The organism is Streptomyces sp. NPDC007856 (assembly GCF_042868225.1).
GTDB lineage: Bacteria > Actinomycetota > Actinomycetes > Streptomycetales > Streptomycetaceae > Streptomyces.
The window spans coordinates 217,167-233,489 of the sequence record NZ_JBIAEC010000006.1 but is presented as its reverse complement, the minus strand read 5'-3'; the positions used below and the strand labels follow the sequence as shown (position 1 = coordinate 233,489).

General features: G+C 72.1%; 17 protein-coding genes. 9 read left to right on the top strand and 8 right to left on the bottom strand.

The features are described from left to right. Nucleotides 1–55 precede the first annotated feature (55 nt). From argC to ACFYOH_RS16910, 7 genes are all read left to right on the top strand, one after another. Complete coding sequence (argC, locus tag ACFYOH_RS16940; protein WP_388626290.1) at nt 56–1,084, top strand: N-acetyl-gamma-glutamyl-phosphate reductase; 1,029 nt, start codon at nt 56–58, stop codon at nt 1,082–1,084. Between the two features lie 115 nt (nt 1,085–1,199). Next, nucleotides 1,200–2,351 (top strand): bifunctional glutamate N-acetyltransferase/amino-acid acetyltransferase ArgJ, encoded by a 1,152-nt coding sequence (gene argJ, locus ACFYOH_RS16935; RefSeq protein WP_388626288.1) that lies wholly within the window; start codon nt 1,200–1,202, stop codon nt 2,349–2,351. Then, the gene (gene argB / locus ACFYOH_RS16930; protein WP_388626286.1) at nt 2,348–3,247 is read left to right on the top strand and encodes an acetylglutamate kinase; all 900 of its coding nucleotides are present in this window, start codon (nt 2,348–2,350) and stop codon (nt 3,245–3,247) included. The genes argJ and argB overlap by 4 nt, the downstream gene beginning before the upstream one ends. Next, nucleotides 3,244–4,449: an acetylornithine transaminase gene (locus ACFYOH_RS16925; RefSeq protein WP_388626284.1), complete on the top strand. Its 1,206-nt coding sequence runs from the start codon at nt 3,244–3,246 to the stop codon at nt 4,447–4,449. Before argB ends, ACFYOH_RS16925 begins: the two co-directional genes overlap by 4 nt. A 7-nt stretch (nt 4,450–4,456) precedes the next feature. After that, nucleotides 4,457–5,002 (top strand): arginine repressor, encoded by a 546-nt coding sequence (locus tag ACFYOH_RS16920; protein WP_055704023.1) that lies wholly within the window; start codon nt 4,457–4,459, stop codon nt 5,000–5,002. Between the two features lie 98 nt (nt 5,003–5,100). After that, nucleotides 5,101–5,688, top strand: a complete 588-nt coding sequence (locus tag ACFYOH_RS16915) for an RNA polymerase sigma factor (RefSeq protein WP_388626614.1) — start codon at nt 5,101–5,103, stop codon at nt 5,686–5,688. Beyond that, nucleotides 5,678–6,442, top strand: a complete 765-nt coding sequence (locus tag ACFYOH_RS16910) for a hypothetical protein (RefSeq protein WP_388626283.1) — start codon at nt 5,678–5,680, stop codon at nt 6,440–6,442. The genes ACFYOH_RS16915 and ACFYOH_RS16910 overlap by 11 nt, the downstream gene beginning before the upstream one ends. Before the next feature lie 222 nt (nt 6,443–6,664). Here ACFYOH_RS16910 and ACFYOH_RS16905 read toward each other — a convergent pair whose 3' ends face one another. From ACFYOH_RS16905 to ACFYOH_RS16885, 5 genes are all read right to left on the bottom strand, one after another. Beyond that, the gene (locus tag ACFYOH_RS16905; RefSeq protein ID WP_388626282.1) at nt 6,665–7,468 is read right to left on the bottom strand and encodes an FAD:protein FMN transferase; all 804 of its coding nucleotides are present in this window, start codon (nt 7,466–7,468) and stop codon (nt 6,665–6,667) included. Next, a complete protein-coding gene (locus ACFYOH_RS16900) occupies nt 7,461–8,267 on the bottom strand; it encodes an FMN-binding protein (RefSeq protein WP_388626280.1) in 807 nt (268 codons plus the stop codon). The genes ACFYOH_RS16905 and ACFYOH_RS16900 overlap by 8 nt, the downstream gene beginning before the upstream one ends. A 17-nt stretch (nt 8,268–8,284) precedes the next feature. Next, nucleotides 8,285–9,667 carry a ferric reductase-like transmembrane domain-containing protein gene (locus tag ACFYOH_RS16895; RefSeq protein WP_388626278.1) on the bottom strand — a complete coding sequence of 461 codons (1,383 nt, stop codon included), beginning with the start codon at nt 9,665–9,667 and terminating at the stop codon, nt 8,285–8,287. Between the two features lie 73 nt (nt 9,668–9,740). Next, nucleotides 9,741–10,250, bottom strand: a complete 510-nt coding sequence (locus ACFYOH_RS16890; protein ID WP_388626276.1) for an FMN-binding protein — start codon at nt 10,248–10,250, stop codon at nt 9,741–9,743. A gap of 19 nt (nt 10,251–10,269) precedes the next feature. After that, a complete protein-coding gene (locus ACFYOH_RS16885) occupies nt 10,270–11,622 on the bottom strand; it encodes a ferric reductase-like transmembrane domain-containing protein (RefSeq protein WP_388626274.1) in 1,353 nt (450 codons plus the stop codon). Between the two features lie 208 nt (nt 11,623–11,830). Between ACFYOH_RS16885 and ACFYOH_RS16880 the strand changes: the two genes are divergently transcribed. After that, on the top strand, nt 11,831–12,571 hold the full coding sequence (locus tag ACFYOH_RS16880) for a response regulator transcription factor (RefSeq protein ID WP_388626272.1): 741 nt from the start codon (nt 11,831–11,833) through the stop codon (nt 12,569–12,571). Continuing rightward, nucleotides 12,568–14,097: a sensor histidine kinase gene (locus tag ACFYOH_RS16875; protein WP_388626270.1), complete on the top strand. Its 1,530-nt coding sequence runs from the start codon at nt 12,568–12,570 to the stop codon at nt 14,095–14,097. The genes ACFYOH_RS16880 and ACFYOH_RS16875 overlap by 4 nt, the downstream gene beginning before the upstream one ends. Here ACFYOH_RS16875 and ACFYOH_RS16870 read toward each other — a convergent pair. The 3 genes from ACFYOH_RS16870 to ACFYOH_RS16860 form a co-directional block, all read right to left on the bottom strand. Continuing rightward, nucleotides 14,084–14,788 (bottom strand): L,D-transpeptidase, encoded by a 705-nt coding sequence (locus ACFYOH_RS16870; RefSeq protein WP_388626268.1) that lies wholly within the window; start codon nt 14,786–14,788, stop codon nt 14,084–14,086. The genes ACFYOH_RS16875 and ACFYOH_RS16870 overlap by 14 nt on opposite strands. A gap of 3 nt (nt 14,789–14,791) precedes the next feature. Next, entirely contained in the window at nt 14,792–15,379 is a 588-nt protein-coding gene (locus ACFYOH_RS16865) for a pyridoxamine 5'-phosphate oxidase family protein (RefSeq protein WP_388626266.1), read from the bottom strand. A gap of 97 nt (nt 15,380–15,476) precedes the next feature. Further along, nucleotides 15,477–16,319 (bottom strand): hypothetical protein, encoded by an 843-nt coding sequence (locus ACFYOH_RS16860; RefSeq protein ID WP_388626264.1) that lies wholly within the window; start codon nt 16,317–16,319, stop codon nt 15,477–15,479. Nucleotides 16,320–16,323 lie beyond the last annotated feature (4 nt).

The window sequence follows — 16,323 nt, the reverse complement described above, 5'->3', positions numbered from 1 at the left end:
CATTGCATAAACCTGCGGCGAAACGTATAGTCATGCCACCACGAGGAGGATGGACATGGCGGTACGTGCGGCGGTGGCCGGAGCGAGCGGATACGCGGGCGGTGAGGTCCTGCGCCTGCTCCTCGCGCATCCCGAGGTCGAGATCGGTGCCCTGACCGGGAACTCCAACGCCGGCCAGCGGCTGAGCACGCTGCAGCCGCATCTGCTGCCGCTGGCCGACCGCGTGCTCACCGAGACCACGGCCGAGGCGCTCGCCGGGCACGACGTCGTCTTCCTCGCGCTGCCGCACGGGCAGTCCGCCGCCGTCGCCGAGCAGCTCGGGCCCGATGTCCTCGTGGTCGACATGGGCGCCGACTTCCGGCTGAAGGACCCGGCCGACTGGGAGAGGTTCTACGGCTCCGCACACGCCGGCACCTGGCCCTACGGCCTCCCCGAACTTCCGGGCGCCCGCGCCGCGCTGGAGGGGTCCAAGCGCATCGCGGTGCCCGGTTGCTACCCCACCGCCGTCACCCTCGCCCTGTTCCCGGCCTACGCCGCCCAGCTCGCCGAGCCGGAGGCGGTGATCGTCGCCGCGTCCGGCACCTCCGGCGCGGGCAAGGCGCCCAAGCCGCATCTGCTCGGCAGCGAGGTCATGGGCTCCATGTCGCCGTACGGCGTCGGCGGCGGCCACCGGCACACCCCCGAGATGATCCAGAACCTCAGCGGGGCGGCGGGGGAGCGGGTCTCGGTCTCCTTCACACCGACGCTCGCCCCGATGCCGCGCGGGATCCTCGCCACGTGCAGCGCGTCCGCTGTCGCGGGCGTGACGGCGGACTCCGTCCGCGCCGCCTATGAGAAGGCCTACGCCGACGAGCCCTTCGTCCATCTGCTGCCCGAGGGCCAGTGGCCCGCGACGGCGTCCGTCTACGGTTCCAACGCCGTTCAGGTGCAGGTCGCGTACGACGAGGCCGTGGGCCGCATCATCGCGATCAGCACCATCGACAACCTGACCAAGGGCACCGCGGGCGGTGCCGTCCAGAGCATGAACATCGCCCTGGGTCTCCCGGAGACCACGGGGCTTTCCACGACGGGAGTCGCTCCGTGAGCTGGGGGTACCTCCCAGCGGTAGCTGGGGGAGCACGTGCAGCCACCGCGCCGCAGTCGACGACGAAGCCCGCACCGGCGCGCTGCACGGGCGGAGAAGCGAACAGGGAGATGCAGTGAGTGTCACGGCAGCCAAGGGATTCACGGCGGCGGGCGTCGCCGCCGGGATCAAGGAGAACGGCAACCCCGACCTGGCCCTCGTGGTCAACAACGGGCCGCGTCGTGCCGCCGCGGGCGTCTTCACCTCCAACCGTGTGAAGGCCGCGCCGGTGCTGTGGTCCGAGCAGGTCCTCAGGGGCGGCCAGGTCTCAGCCGTCGTCCTCAACTCGGGCGGCGCCAACGCCTGCACCGGCCCCAAGGGCTTCCAGGACACCCACGCGACCGCCGAGAAGGCGGCCGAGGTGCTCGGCCGGGGCGCCATCGAGGTCGCCGTGTGCTCCACCGGACTCATCGGCGTCCTGCTGCCCATGGACAAGCTGCTCCCGGGTGTCGAGACGGCCGCCGCCCAGCTGTCCGAGCACGGCGGCGAGAAGGCCGCCATCGCCATCAAGACCACCGACACCGTCCACAAGACCTCCGTCGTCACCGGGGACGGCTGGACCGTCGGCGGCATGGCCAAGGGCGCCGGCATGCTGGCCCCCGGCCTCGCCACCATGCTGGTCGTCCTCACCACCGACGCCGACCTCGACAGCGAGACCCTGGACCGGGCCCTGCGCGCCGCCACGAAGGTCACCTTCGACCGGGTCGACTCCGACGGCTGCATGTCCACCAACGACACCGTGCTGCTGCTCGCCTCCGGCGCCTCCGGCATCACCCCGGAGTACGCCGGGTTCGCCGACGCCGTACGGCAGGTGTGCGACGACCTCGGGCAGCAGCTCATCCGGGACGCCGAGGGCGCCAGCAAGGACATCAAGGTCGAGGTGATCAACGCGGCGAGCGAGGAGGACGCCGTCGAGGTGGGCCGCTCCATCGCCCGCAACAACCTCCTCAAGTGCGCGATCCACGGCGAGGATCCCAACTGGGGCCGGGTGCTCTCCGCGATCGGCACCACCTCGGCAGCCTTCGAGCCGGACCAGCTCAACGTGGCCATCAACGGCGTGTGGGTGTGCAAGAACGGCTCCGTCGGCGAGGACCGCGAGAACGTCGACATGCGCTACCGCGAGGTGCACATCGTCGCCGACCTTGCCGCCGGCACCGAGACCGCGACCATCTGGACCAACGACCTCACCGCCGACTACGTCCACGAGAACAGCGCCTACTCCTCATGAGCACTCGCAAGCACACGGCCCTGCCCAAGGCCCAGATCCTCATCGAGGCGCTGCCCTGGCTGACCCGGCACCACGGCAAGGTCGTCGTCATCAAGTTCGGCGGCAACGCCATGGTGAACGAGGAGCTGAAGTCGGCCTTCGCCCAGGACGTCGTCTTCCTGCGGCACGCCGGCCTCAAGCCGGTCGTCGTGCACGGCGGCGGCCCGCAGATCAGCGCCGCGCTCGACCGGCACGGCATCGTCAGCGAGTTCAAGGCGGGCCTGCGCGTCACCACCGAGGACGCCATGGACGTCGTACGGATGGTGCTGGCGGGACAGGTGCAGCGAGAGCTGGTCGGTCTGCTCAACCAGCACGGGCCGCTCGCCGTCGGTCTGACCGGCGAGGACGCGCACACCATCACCGCCACCCGGCACCAGCCCGAGATCGACGGCGAACTCGTCGACATCGGGCGGGTCGGCGAGATCACCGCGATCGACACGGGCGCCATCGAGGCGCTGCTCGCCGACGGCCGTATCCCGGTCGTCTCCTCCATCGCCCGCAGTCAGGACGACGGACATGTCTACAACGTCAATGCCGATACGGCGGCTGCGGCACTCGCTGCGGCACTGGGCGCCGAGACCCTCATGGTCCTCACCGACGTCGAGGGCCTCTACGAGGACTGGCCGAACTCCGACGAGGTGATCAGCCGCCTCACCGCTTCCCAACTGGAGAAGCTGCTGCCGGAGCTGAGCTCGGGCATGGTGCCGAAGATGGAGGGCTGTCTGCACGCCGTGCGCAACGGGGTGCACACCGCCCGCGTCATCGACGGCCGGGTCCAGCACTCGATCCTGCTGGAGATCTTCACCGACGAAGGCATCGGCACGATGGTCGTGCCCGACGAACAGGGGGAGTCATGAGCAACCAGGAGCTGACCCAGCGCTGGCAGGGCGCGCTCATGAACAACTACGGCACCCCCCGCCTGCCCCTCGTGCGCGGCGAGGGTGTCAAGGTGTGGGACGCCGAGGGCCGGGAGTACCACGACTTCGTCGGCGGCATCGCCACCAACGCGCTGGGCCACGCCCACCCGGCGGTCGTCGAGGCCGTCAGCCGCCAGATCGGACAGCTCGGGCACATCTCCAACTTCTTCCTGGCCGAGCCCACCGTCGCCCTCGCCGAACGGCTGCTCCAGCTCTTCGGCCGGGAGGGCCGCGTCTTCTTCTGCAACTCCGGCGCCGAGGCCAACGAGGCCGCCTTCAAGATCGGCCGGCTCACCGGGCGCACCCACATGGTCGCCACCACCGGCGGTTTCCACGGCCGGACGATGGGCGCCCTCGCGCTCACCGGCCAGCCGGCCAAGCAGGACCCCTTCCTTCCGCTGCCCGGCGAGGTCACCCACGTGCCCTACGGCGACGCCCAGGCGCTCGCCGCCGCGGTCACGGAGGAGACGGCGCTGGTCATCATCGAGCCGGTCCAGGGCGAGAACGGTGTCGTCGTGCCCCCGGCCGGCTATCTGAAGGCGGCCCGCGCGATCACCGCCGCCACAGGCGCCCTGCTGGTGCTGGACGAGGTGCAGACCGGAATCGGCCGTACCGGGACCTGGTTCGAGTACCAGGCCCACGAGGGCGTCCTGCCCGATGTCGTCACGCTCGCCAAGCAGCTCGGCGGCGGGCTGCCGCTCGGTGCCACCGTGGCCTTCGGCCGGGCCGCCGAACTGCTCCGGCCCGGCCAGCACGGTACGACCTTCGGCGGCAACCCGGTCGCCTGCGCCGCCGGACTGGCCGTACTCGACACCATCGCCGACGACGGGCTGCTGGAGAACGTCAAGCGGCAGGGCGAGAAGCTGCGCGAGGGAATCGAGGGTCTCGGCCACCCGTTGATCGATTATGTGCGGGGCGCCGGCCTGCTCCTGGGTATCGTGCTCACCGGGCCGCACGCGCCACAGGTGCAGCAGGCGGCCCAGGAGGCCGGGTTCCTGGTGAACGCGCCCGCTCCCGACGTCGTACGGCTGATGCCGCCGCTGAACATCACGGACGCCGAGGTGGGTGCCTTCCTCCAGGCGCTGCCCGGTGTCCTCGACGCAGCGAACCCAGTGGATGGGGACGGACGATCCGGAGAATAGGACGACGATGAGCCAGGCGCAGGACCACGAGCAGGCGGCGGGTGCCGGACCGGCCGTGCCGCAGACCCGGACCGCGCGGCACCGCCGGATCGTGGACATCCTCAACCGGCAGCCGGTGCGGTCGCAGAGCCAGCTGGCGAAGCTGCTCGCCGACGACGGGCTGAGCGTCACCCAGGCGACGCTCTCCCGGGACCTCGACGAGCTGAACGCGGTGAAGATCCGCAACACCGACGGCGAGCTGATCTACGCGGTGCCGAGCGAGGGCGGATTCCGTACCCCCCGCGCGCCCTTGGGGGAGTCGGCGAAGGAGGAGCGGATGCGGCGGCTCTCCCAGGAGCTGCTGATCTCCGCGGAGGCCTCCGCCAACCTGGTCGTCCTGCGTACCCCGCCGGGGGCCGCCCAGTTCCTCGCCTCGGCCATCGACCAGGCGGAGCTGCACGACATCCTCGGCACCATCGCCGGTGACGACACGCTGCTGCTGATCAGCCGGGACCCGAGCGGCGGCCAGGCCCTGGCGGACCACCTGCTGCGGCTGGCCCAGAACGGTCACTGAGCCCGCATGCGGGGCCCAGCCCGTCGGCGGAGAATGAGAGTGTGATCTTCCGCGGCGGGCGGGCAATCCACTGGCGGCCGTCGGCCGTATACGGGGGTGTGTCGGGTTTCCGGTTCCCCGTGGGCCGCCTCCCGGACGAAGCCCTGCTGGCCGGGCTGGCCTCCGCTGATCCGGAACTCGCGGTGATCTTCGTACGCAGGTTCCAGCACCGGGTCTTCGGGGTCGCCATGGCCGTCACCGGGGATGCGCAACTCGCCGAGGACGTCGCCCAGTTGACGTTCGAGCGCGCGTGGCGTCACGCCCAGATCTACGACTCGCGCCGCGGCTCGGTCACCACCTGGCTGACGACCATCGCGCACAACCTCGCCGTCGACGCCGTCCGGGCCCGGCGGACCGAGCCGATGGCACCCGAGGACCTCGACTCCGTCATCGGTGTCGTCACCGAGACCCCCGAGCAGTGGGCGCTGGCCGACGAGGCCTCCTCCCAGCTGCGGGCCGCCGTGGGGCGGCTGCCCCGGGAACAGGCGAGGGCCCTGGTGATGGCCGGCATCTACGGAATGACGGCCCAGCAGATCGCCGACGCAGAGCGCATCCCGCTGGGCACCGCCAAGACACGCATCAGGGCCGCCATGGCGAAGCTGCGCACCACGCTCGCGCCCTTGAAGCGAGGCGACCATGTCCAGTGACGCGAACTGCGACAAGCTCCGGCAGATCGGCGCCGAGCTGGCGCTGGGCGTGCTGCCCGGCCGGGAGCGCGCCGAGGCCGTCGCGCATCTGGACCGGTGCGCGGACTGCCGGGAGTACGTCCGCCAGCTCACCCTGGTCGGCGACCGGCTGATCGGCCTGCTGCCGGACAGCGAGCCGCCGGCCGGGTTCGAGGCCCGGGTGGCGCGCAGGCTGGCCGAGCAGGCTCCGGCACCCGAGGCTTCCACGGGCGCCGCCGGCCGTGCGTCCCGGGACCTGCGCGGGCGTGCCCGGCGTGCCCGGCTGCGGCTCGCGGCCGTCGCCACCGCGCTCACCGTCGCCATCGGCTTCGCCGGCTGGGGGATCGGCACCGCCATCGAGGAGGTCGTCGCCTCGACCGCGCCCGCCACCGAGTCCGAGCCCATGCTGATCGGCGACATGACCTCGGCCACGAGCGGCGGCAAGGTCGGCGAGGTCTACGTCCACCCCGAGACCCCCGGCTGGATCTTCGTGTCCGTCGACTCCGCCGGCTCCCACGGCTCGTACACCGGCAAGGTCACCTGTCTGCTGGAGCACTCCGACGGCACGACCGTACGGGTCGGCGACTTCCCCCTGATCGCCGGACACGGCGAGTGGGGCGTGGCCGCGCCCGGCGACCTCTCGACCGTCTCCGGCGCCCGGCTGACGACCCTCGGCGGCACCGTCCTCGCCACGGCCCACCTGGAGATGGGGCACGTGGTGCAACCGCTGGTGTGAACCCGGGCCGGTCATCGGCGGTGCCCGAGTCTCAGGGGCGCCGCGGCAGGGTCCCCTCCAGGGCCACACGGCTTCGCGCAGGACGGGTACGAGGCGCTGCGGGCGGCCCGGGTCCCGGACCGCGTGACGCTGCTTACCCTGACCTCGTGGCCGTGGTGGCTGTGACGGTGACCTCGGCGGCGCCGCATGCTCCCGTCGTCGTGCCGTGAGGGAGGAATCCGGTCAGCCCAGCCGCGCCGCCAGCCCCCCGGTGCACCGCACCTCGTCACCGGCCGTGATCAGCAGCCCCTCCACGTCCGGCAGCGACTCCAGCCACGCCAGCCCCGCCCGGGAGCCCATCGCGAAGGCTGCCGTGGCCCAGCAGTCGACCCAGGTCAGTCGGGGCCCGACCACGGTCACGGCCACCAGGTCCGACACCGCGGACCTTCCGGTGCGCGGATCCACGATGTGCGCGCCCCGCTCGGCGGTGCCCGAGGTCGCCACCGACAGTTCGGCCACGCCCGCCGCCGAGATCACCGCCGCCAGACCACCCGGCCGAAGCGGATCCGCTACCCCCACCCGCCAGGGCCGCTGCGGCTCCGGCGAGCCGAGGAGCTGGACGTCCCCGCCGCCGTTGACGCTCACCCCGCGCACCCCGGCCACCCCCGCGAGCAGCCGCGCGGCCCGCTCGGCGGCCCAGCCCTTGACGATGCCGGTGGGATCAAGCGAGCCCTGGTAGCGCGTGCTGAACCAGCCCTCGCTCACCCGTTCCGCCTCGGCCGCGAGGTCCAGCACCTCGGCCACCTCCGGCGCGCACTGCGCCACGGTCAGCTCACCCCGGGCCAGCCGTGAGACCTCGCTGTCCTCGCGGTAGGTGCTGAACACCGCGTCCGCCCGGTGCAGACCGGCGACGGCTTCGGCCAGCGCCTCGCGTACCGCACCGGGTTCCCCGCCGCGGACGTCGAAGGAGAAGACGGTCCCCATGACCTCCTCCGCATGACGCACCGCGGCGGGAGCCTCGGCCGACTCGGCCACCGTGTCAGCCACCGGCCTGGTCCAGCGCCGACTGGAGCGACTGCTTGTAGCCGGTGCTGGTGTAGGTGGCGCCGGAGACGGCGTCGATGTTCGCGTTGCCGGCCGTGACGGCCTCCTGGTTCAGCTTGGGGACCGCCAACGCGGTCTTCTGGTCGCTGAGTCCGCCCTTGGGCGCCTGGACGGCCTCGGCCTTGGTGATCTTGCCACCGCTGACCGTGATCCGCACCTGTACCGGGCCGTACTGCGTCTGCGCGACCTTCCCGGTGACCGTGCGGGCCTGCGCCGCACCGGAGGAGCCGGAGGCCCCGGCACCGGAGGAACCGGAGGTCTTGGAGCCGGAGGAGGCGGCCGACTTCATCCTGTCCAGCGCCGACTGCAGCGACTTCTTGTAGCCGTTGCTCGTGTACGTCGCCCCGGACACCGCGTCGATCTGCGCGCTCTGCGCCGCGACGGCCTCCTGGTTGAGCTTGGGGACGGCCAGCGCCGTCTTCTGGTCGCTGAGTCCGCCCTTGGGCGCCTGCACCGCCTCGGCCTTGGTGATCTGGCCGCCCGCGACGCTCAGCCGTACCTGCACGGTTCCGTACTGCGTCTGCGTCGCGTCACCGGTCACCGTGCCGGCGGCAGCCTGGGCGCTGCCCTGCTGACCGCCCTGCGCAGACGCCTGCCCCGCCGCCGTCTGCTGGGGGGCCGCGCCCGCGGCCGACGCCGCGGCCGGATCGGACGCCGGCTTCAGCGACAGCAGCAGCACGACACCGGACACGGTCGCGGCGGTGGCCAGCACGACCCGTCGAATGGGGTGGCTCTTCCTCATCTGTCCGTAGCTCCCGCTCACATCTCGAAGGACTCGTGATGGATGCGGCGGGCGGGGACCCCCGCGCCGCGCAGTGCCTCGTACACCGACTGCGCGAACCCGGCCGGGCCGCACATGAACACGTCGTGCCGGTCGATGTCCGGGATCTTCCGCTGGAGGTTCTCCGCGGAGATGTCCGGCCGCTCCCCGTCGGGGCTGTTCACCGCGTACATCAGCCGGGCGCCTCGCTCGTCGGCGATCTTCGCCAGTTCGTCCCACAGCGCCAGGTCCTGGGTGCTGTTGGCCCGGTAGAGCAGGGTGATGTCACCGGCCGCCCCGGGCAGCGTCTCGAACAGCGCCCGCATCGGGGTGATGCCGACGCCGCCCGCGACCAGCAGCACCTTGCCCTGGCTGCGGCGCTGCGCGGTGAGCGCACCGTACGGGCCCTCGGCCCACACCCGGGTGCCGGGCGTCAGCTCGCGCAGCCGCTCGCTGTGGTCGCCGATCGCCTTCACCGTAATCCGCAGCATGTCCGGGCGGGGCGCCGCCGACAGCGAGTACGGGTGCGAGCTGAACCGCATGCCTGGAGCGAGGAAGCGCCAGCGGAAGAACTGGCCCGCCTCCGCGCCCATCCGGTGCAGCCTCCGCCCGCCGATCAGCACCGACACGACGCCCGGCGTCTCCTCGATGACCGCCTCCACACGCATTCGATGCCGGAGGTTCAGCCGGATCGGGGTGAGGATCCGGTACCAGAGGACGAGCGCGGTGACCACGCCGTACAGGCCGTACCAGAAGGTCTTCGCCATGGGCTCGACCGCGAAGTCGTTTCCGGTGGTGATCTGGTGCCAGAAGGTCAGGAACACCGCCGCGTACGTCATCAGGTGCACGTGGTACCAGGTGTCGTACGCCAACCGGAGGCGGATCCCGCTGATCGAGGTCAGCCCGATCAGCACGAACAGGCCGGTGCCGATGGCCGCCTTGCCCAGGTCGGGCAGCTGGTTGATGGAGTCGATGGTCTGCTGGACGATGTCGCCGAGCGACTTGCCCGCCTGCAGCGCGTACCCCCACATGGTGAGGAAGACGTGCGCCACGATCAGGCAGAGCGTGTAGCGGCCGCTCATCGCGTGCCAGCGGGCCACCCGGTCCGAGCCGACCCGCCGCTCCAGCGCCGGCACGCGCGCCATCTGCAGCACCACCAGCGCCATCAGATAGCCGGCCAACAGGCCCGTGATCCGGCCCGCGTTGAGGATCCTGCCGGTGTCGTCGGCGATGGACGGGGTGTTGTGCCACCAGAGCCACAGCACGCCCGCCGCGCCCGCCCAGACGGCGAGCAGCAGCGGTACGGCCGGGGAGCGGCGCGGGCGGATGCGGCGCATCGTCTGGCGGCGGGCGGCACGTCCGCCTGCGAGCGTGGTGGTCACGGTTCCTCCGTGGGGACTTGACCCTTGGCCCACAGATACGTGCCGCATGCGCCGAGTGTTCAGCGGCCCCGCCTCACAGTCCCGCCGAGTCCAGGGCGGACTGCAGGGACTGCTTGTAGCCGGTACTGGTGTACGTGGCGCCCGACACCATGTCGATGTCCGCGCTCTGCGCGGCCAGCGCCTCACGCCGCAGCTGGGGCAGGGCGTAGCTGTTGATCTCCTGGTCGCGCGGGTTGTCCTGCGGGTACTGCACGGCCGTCACGTCCGTCAGCTTCCCGTTCTTGGTCGTGACCCGCACCTGGACCGGACCCCAGCGGGTCTGGACGGTGTCCCCGGTGGCGGTCTTGCTGACGGCCTTCCCCGAGGTGGAGCCGCTGGAGGAGCCGCTCGATCCGCCCGACGACCCGCCCGATCCGCTCGACGGGGCCGAACTGCTCGACACCGTGGGCGACTTGGTGTCGGCGGTGGCCAGCACGGGACTCGTGTGCGGCTTCAGCGACAGCAGCAGCACCATCCCGGAGACGGTCGCGGCACTGGCCAGCACGATCCGGCGGAGCGGACGGTTCTTCTTCAGGGCATGCACGTGATCTGCCTCTCAGCTCTCACAGCTCGAAGGACTCGTGGTGGATACGGCGGTCCGGGACCCCGGCCGCCCGCAGCGCCCCGTACACGTCCTGCGCGAAGCCGTGCGGCCCGCAGATGTAGACGTCGTGGCCGGCGAGGCCCGGGAAGGTCGCGCGCAGCGACTCCGCCGTGATGGCCGGGCGCTCGCCCTGCGGACCGTTCAGCGCGTACAGCACCTGGGCGCCGCGCCACCGGGCGATCGCCTCCAGCTCCGCGCCGAGCGCCAGGTCCTCGGCGCGGCGCGCCCGGTACAGCAGGGTGACCTCGCCCGGCAGCGTCTCGAACAGCGCCCGCAGCGGGGTGACGCCGACGCCGGCCGCGATCAGCAGGGAGCGGTGGCTGGTGGCCCGGTCGGCGGTCAGCGAGCCGTACGGGCCCTCCGCCCACACCCGGGTGCCGGGCCGCAGCGTCGCGACGGCCGCGCTGTGGTCGCCGAGCGCCTTGACCGTGACGCGCAGCAGATCCGGGCGCGGCGGCGCCGACAGGGAGTACGGCGTCGAGGTCCAGCGCAGGCCCTCGCCGAGGAACCGCCAGCGGAAGAACTGCCCCGGCCGCGCCCCCAGCTCGTCCAGGTGCCGACCGCGTAGGACGACCGAGTACACACCCGGCGCTTCCAGGTGAACCGAGTCCACACGCAGCTGGTGGCGCCGGTTGAGGCGGACCGGGGCGAGGACGCGGAACCACAGCACCAGGGCGGCGACGCCCAGGTACAGCGCGTACCAGACGGCGGTCGCCACCGGCTTGCCGTTGAACTCGTTCCCCAGCGTCAGCTGGTGGAAGAAGGCCAGGAAGACGGCCGCGTACGTCAGCAGGTGGACGTAGTACCAGAACTCGTGGCTGGTGCGGCGGCGCACGGCCCGGACCGAGGTGATGCCGACCGCGAAGAGGATCACCGTGCCGGCGGTGGCCTTGAGCATGTCCGGGTAGTCCAGGACGACGGTCACCGCCTCGTGCCAGAGCGAGGCCCGGTCCTGGGCGGCGTACCCGGCGAGGATCAGCACGATGTGCGCCACGAGCAGGCAGACCGTGTACCGGCCGGCCATCGCGTGCCAGCGCGCCACCCGGTCCGAGCCGATCCGGGTCTCCAGCAGCGGCACCCGCGCCATCAGACCGACGAGCACCGCGCAGGCGTACCCGCACAGCAGCCCGGCGATCCGGCCCGCGCCGGTCAGCCAGCCGGCCGCACCGACCACGGACCCGGTGTCCGCCCACCAGAGCGCGACCACGGCCGCCGCCCCGGCCCACAGCACGGCCAGCACGGGCCCCGCGGGGGAGCGCCGTGCGGTCAGGGGCACGGGCGGGGCCGCCCGCCGTGCATCCACGGTGGTCATCGATCGCCGTCCCTTCGTCCGTCGTACCGGGCCACTGTGCGGCGGAAAGTTCTGAGGGTCCTCTGAGCGAGGCGCTGAACAGGGCTTTTGAGAGCAGATTCAGAGCCGGTTCTCAGACTGCGTTCAGCGGACCTCAGGGCTCTCAGAGAAAACTCAGAGCGGTGGCGGTGCCTCGCACTCCTCCACATGGGTGATGCTGGAAGGCGCGATGAACACCACCCGTTCCGGCCGCCCGGCCCTCACCCGACCCGACGGCACCCCGCTGCGCGTCCTCGTCGTCGACGACGACCCCGACCTCGCGGAGGTGCTCACCGGCGCCCTGCGCTACGAGGGCTGGGAGGTGCGCGCGGCCGGTGACGGCGCGTCCGCCGTCGCCGGGGCGCGCGAGCTGCTGCCCGACGCCGTCGTCCTGGACGTGATGCTCCCGGACACCGACGGCTTCGCCGTGCTGCGCCGGCTGCACGAGGTGAAGCCGGACGTCTGTGTGCTCTTCCTCACGGCTCGGGACGCGGTCGAGGACCGGATCGCGGGCATCACCGCGGGCGGCGACGACTATGTCACCAAGCCCTTCAGCCTGGAGGAGGTCGTGGCCCGGCTGCGCGGCCTGCTGCGCCGTGCCGGCATGGCCCGCCAGCAGGAGGAGGGACCACGGCTGACGGTCGGCGACCTGGTGATGGACGAGGAGGCCCGCGAGGTCACCCGGGGCGGCGAGCTGATCGAGCTCTCACCCACCGAGTTCGAGCTCCTCCGCTTCCTCATGCGCAACCCGCGCCGGGTGCTGAGCAAGGCGCAGATCCTCGACCGGGTGTGGTCCTACGACTTCGGCGGCCGCGCCCATGTCGTGGAGCTGTACATCTCCTACCTGCGCAAGAAGGTCGACGCGGGCCGCGAGCCCATGATCCACACCGTGCGCGGGGCCGGCTATGTCCTGAAACCGGCGGCCAGGTGAGCCGCCTCGGCCTGCGCGGCGCCCTGGCCCGGCTGCCCCGGCCCCGCACCCTGCGCGCCCGGCTGACCGCCGGTCTGGTCGTGCTGCTCGCGATCAGCTGCGCCGCGGTCGGCGTGGCCGCCGTCGTCGAGCTGAACGGCTTTCTCACCCGCCGGCTCGACCAGCAGATCCAGCAGGCCGGAGCGGCCTTCCCGCAGAGCCTGGAGCACGGCAGCTACCAGCCCTCGAAGCCCTCGGACCGGGACGGCGACGAGCACGGCGACACCCGCCGCCAGGCCACGGAGACGTTCGGCGCCCGCCTGGTGAACGGCCGGGTCACCAACGCGGCGGTGGTGCCCGCCAGCGACCGGCAGAACCCCGACATCACCCTGACCGCCGCGGACCGCGCGGCCCTGGCCGGGCTGCCGGTGGACGGCCGGGGCCACACCGTGTGCCTGTCGCACCTGCACGACTACCGCCTGATCGCGTGGCCGGGGAAGGACGGCGACGTCCTGGTGACGGGCCTGCCGACGGAGCCGGTACGGGCCGCGGTCACCCGCCTCGAACTGGTCGCCGTGGTCGTCCTCGGCCTGGCCCTGATCGCCGCCGGGGTCGCCGGGGCGCTGTGGGTCCGCTGGTCGCTGCGCCCGCTGAGCCGGGTCGCGGCGACCGCCACCCGGGTCAGCGAGCTGCCCCTGGCCAGCGGTGAGGTGGCGCTGCCGCCGCGCGCCCCGGACAGCGACCCGCGCAGCGAGGTCGGCAGGGTCGCGGCGGCGTTCAACCGCATGCTCCGGCACGTCGAGGACGCCCTGACCAAACGGCACGCCAGCGAGGAGCGGCTGCGCCGCTTCGCGGCCGACGCCAGCCACGAGCTGCGCACCCCGGTCGCCTCGGTCCGCGGCCATGCCGAGCTGGCGCTCCTCCACCCCGGCCCGGTGCCGCCGGAGGTCACCCGCGCCCTGCAGCGCATCAAGGCCGAGTCGGCCCGCATGGGCGAGATGGTCGACGACCTGCTCCTGCTGGCCCGCCTGGACGCGGGCCGCCCGCTGGAGAGCCGCCCGGTGGACCTGACCCACCTGGTCCTGGACGCGGTCACCGACGCCCGCGCCGCGGGCCCCGGCCACCGCTGGTCCCTGGACCTCCCCGAGGACCCGGTGACGATCCCGGGCGACGCCCACCGCCTCCACCAGGTGGTGGCCAACCTGTTGGCCAACGCACGTTTGCACACGCCCGTGGGCACCAAGGTGACGGTGACGCTGGAAACCGACCCGCACTCGGCGGTCCTCTCGGTCCACGACAACGGCCCCGGCGTCCCCGAGGAGGTCCAGCCGGGCGTCTTCGAACGCTTCACGAGAGCAGACCACCGCCGCCGCACGGATGCCTCCGGCGGCGGAGCGGGCCTGGGCCTGTCGATCGTGGCGGCGGTGGTGGAGGCGCACGGGGGGAGTGTGGCGCTGGACAGCGCCCCGGGCTCCACGACATTCAGGGTGCGCCTGCCGGCCCAAGGGGCGCGAGGAACCGCGCACGGCCCGGTCAGTACCGGGTGAGAGCGGTGGCTCCGCTCGCCGTCCCGATGGCGACATGAGGTCGCTTCCCAGGGTTCGCCCACCGCAGGATCCGCCGCATGGCCTCTTCCGGCACCGACACGCAACCAGCGGTCGCCGCACGCCCGTTGACATGCAGAAAGATCCCCGCACCCCGCGCCCGCACGGGACGGCCGTAGTTGAAGCCGATGACGAGCCCGTACGCGTACTGGGTGCGGTACGTGATCAGGTGCTCGGACTCCGAGGCGCGGCAGTCGGTGGGCAGCGGGTCCACCCAACGGTTGTACGATGCCGAGTCATTGTCCTGGCACCACCAGGAACTCTCCTTCACCGCCCGGTACTCGACGCTCGTCCCGCTCGGCGCCGGCTTGATCCCGAAGCCGAAGGGAAGGCCGTAGAGCCCGGTCGGGGTCGTGTTCGTGCCCTGCTTCCGGGTGGCCCCCTCCATCAGCCCGTTCGCTCCGAACCGCGCCGGTGCCGAGCCCGCCTGCACCCACCGCCCGCCCCGCAGGTCCCACCAGACGACCGTCCCCGACGTCGAGTGCGCGCCGGGCGCCTGGGCGGTGATCAGCTGGCTGCCGCCGCCGGTGTCCGCCATCCGTGCGGGCAGCGGCACGGATTCGGGACCCGGTGCGAGGCCGAGCAGGGTGAGCGAGGAGGCGGACACGAGGGCGAGCACGACACCGGGGCGCATGGCTCAGACGGTAGACGGCGGAAGCGGCAACGGCAGCCCGGGTAGTCCGTCCAGGCTCGTCGCGACGTGCTCCTTCTTCTCGAAGTACGCGCCGAGCGAGGCGTCGTCCTCCCGCGCGAAACGCTTTCCGTGCAGGTCGCGGTCGCTCTCGTACGCCATGTAGGGGACGGCGTATCCGCAGGTGTCCCGGACCAGTTCCGCGTGGACGACGATGATCGCGCGCAGTCCGTGCGGGTTGGGGTCGATGCCGGGGAAGTGGGTGAGGAGCTCCTTGAAGCGCGGGTCGTCCCGGAAGACGGGCTCGCCCCGGCCGTGTACCCGCACGATGTTCGGCGGGCCCTGGAAGGCGCACCACATCAGGGTGATCCGGCCGTTCTCCCTGAGATGCGCGATGGTCTCGGCGTTGGACCCCGCGAAGTCCAGGTAGGCCACGGTCAGTTCGTCGAGCACGGCGAAGGAGCCCTTGAGGCCCTTGGGGGAGAGGTTGACCGTGCCGTCGCCGGACAGCGGGGCGGTCGCGGTGAAGAAGAGGGGCTGCTCCTCGATGAACGTACGGAGCCTGCCGTCGATGCGCTCGTAGGTCTTTCCCATGTCCAGCGATTATCGACGGAACTCGTTTGGCTGTCTAAGGAATTGCCGTGGCCGCCCCGGCCGGCGCTCGTCGGGGCGGCCACGGCCGCCTGTCACGTCACTTGGTGAGCGTGCAGGCGGCCAGGGAGTCCAGTCCGGTGGGCTTGGTGGTGGTGCGGCCGATGGCGATGGCGATGCGGTCGATGGTGGAGACGCGCTTGTCCTTGAGGGGTCCGAGGATGGCGTTGTTGACGAAGTTGGGTCCGCCTTGGCCGACGGTGGTCTGCAGACGCTTGTCGGCTTCCTGGATCTGGGTCTGGAGGAGGGTGAGGTTGCGGTCGACCTCGGCCTTGGCGGAGGCGGGGACGGCCGGGAGCTCGGAGGCGACGTCCGGGCAGGTGATCGTGCCGGCTCCGGTGCTGCCGCCGGCGGTCGTACTCGCGCCGGTGCCGGACTGCCGGGTCGCGGCCGTGCTGGGTGCGGCGGCACCGGTGGCCGCGCTCCCGCTCCCGCTCGCGTTCAGGGTGCAGGCGGCCAGGGAGTCCAGTCCGGTGGGCTTGGTGGTGGTGCGGCCGATGGCGATGGCGATGCGGTCGAGGGTGGAGACGCGCTTGTCCTTGAGGGGTCCGAGGATGGCGTTGTTGACGAAGTTGGGTCCGCCTTGGCCGACGGTGGTCTGCAGACGCTTGTCGGCTTCCTGGATCTGGGTCTGGAGGAGGGTGAGGTTGCGGTCGACCTCGGCCTTGGCGGAGGCGGGGACGGCCGGGAGCTCGGAGGCGACGTCCGGGCAGGTGATCGTGCCAGGGCTGGCGAGGGTGCGGGCGTTCGCGGCGCCGTCGCTCTTCGCCGGCGTCCCGGCCAGCGCCGATGTGGCGATCACCGCACCGGAGAGCGCCACCGCGGCCGCACTGCCGATGAGCGCCACGCGTCGCTTGTTGTACTTCGGAAGAGCCCTGGACATAGGA

Excerpts from the sequence above, each read along its gene's own strand:
- argC (WP_388626290.1), top strand. The coding sequence starts at position 56 with ATGGCGGTACGTGCGGCGGTGGCCGGAGCGAGCGGATACGCGGGCGGT.
- argB (WP_388626286.1), top strand. The coding sequence starts at position 2,348 with ATGAGCACTCGCAAGCACACGGCCCTGCCCAAGGCCCAGATCCTCATC.
- ACFYOH_RS16925 (WP_388626284.1), top strand. The coding sequence starts at position 3,244 with ATGAGCAACCAGGAGCTGACCCAGCGCTGGCAGGGCGCGCTCATGAAC.
- ACFYOH_RS16920 (WP_055704023.1), top strand. The coding sequence starts at position 4,457 with ATGAGCCAGGCGCAGGACCACGAGCAGGCGGCGGGTGCCGGACCGGCC.
- ACFYOH_RS16910 (WP_388626283.1), top strand. The coding sequence starts at position 5,678 with ATGTCCAGTGACGCGAACTGCGACAAGCTCCGGCAGATCGGCGCCGAG.
- ACFYOH_RS16900 (WP_388626280.1), bottom strand. The coding sequence starts at position 8,267 with ATGAGGAAGAGCCACCCCATTCGACGGGTCGTGCTGGCCACCGCCGCG.
- ACFYOH_RS16885 (WP_388626274.1), bottom strand. The coding sequence starts at position 11,622 with ATGACCACCGTGGATGCACGGCGGGCGGCCCCGCCCGTGCCCCTGACC.
- ACFYOH_RS16880 (WP_388626272.1), top strand. The coding sequence starts at position 11,831 with ATGAACACCACCCGTTCCGGCCGCCCGGCCCTCACCCGACCCGACGGC.
- ACFYOH_RS16870 (WP_388626268.1), bottom strand. The coding sequence starts at position 14,788 with ATGCGCCCCGGTGTCGTGCTCGCCCTCGTGTCCGCCTCCTCGCTCACC.
- ACFYOH_RS16865 (WP_388626266.1), bottom strand. The coding sequence starts at position 15,379 with ATGGGAAAGACCTACGAGCGCATCGACGGCAGGCTCCGTACGTTCATC.
- ACFYOH_RS16860 (WP_388626264.1), bottom strand. The coding sequence starts at position 16,319 with ATGTCCAGGGCTCTTCCGAAGTACAACAAGCGACGCGTGGCGCTCATC.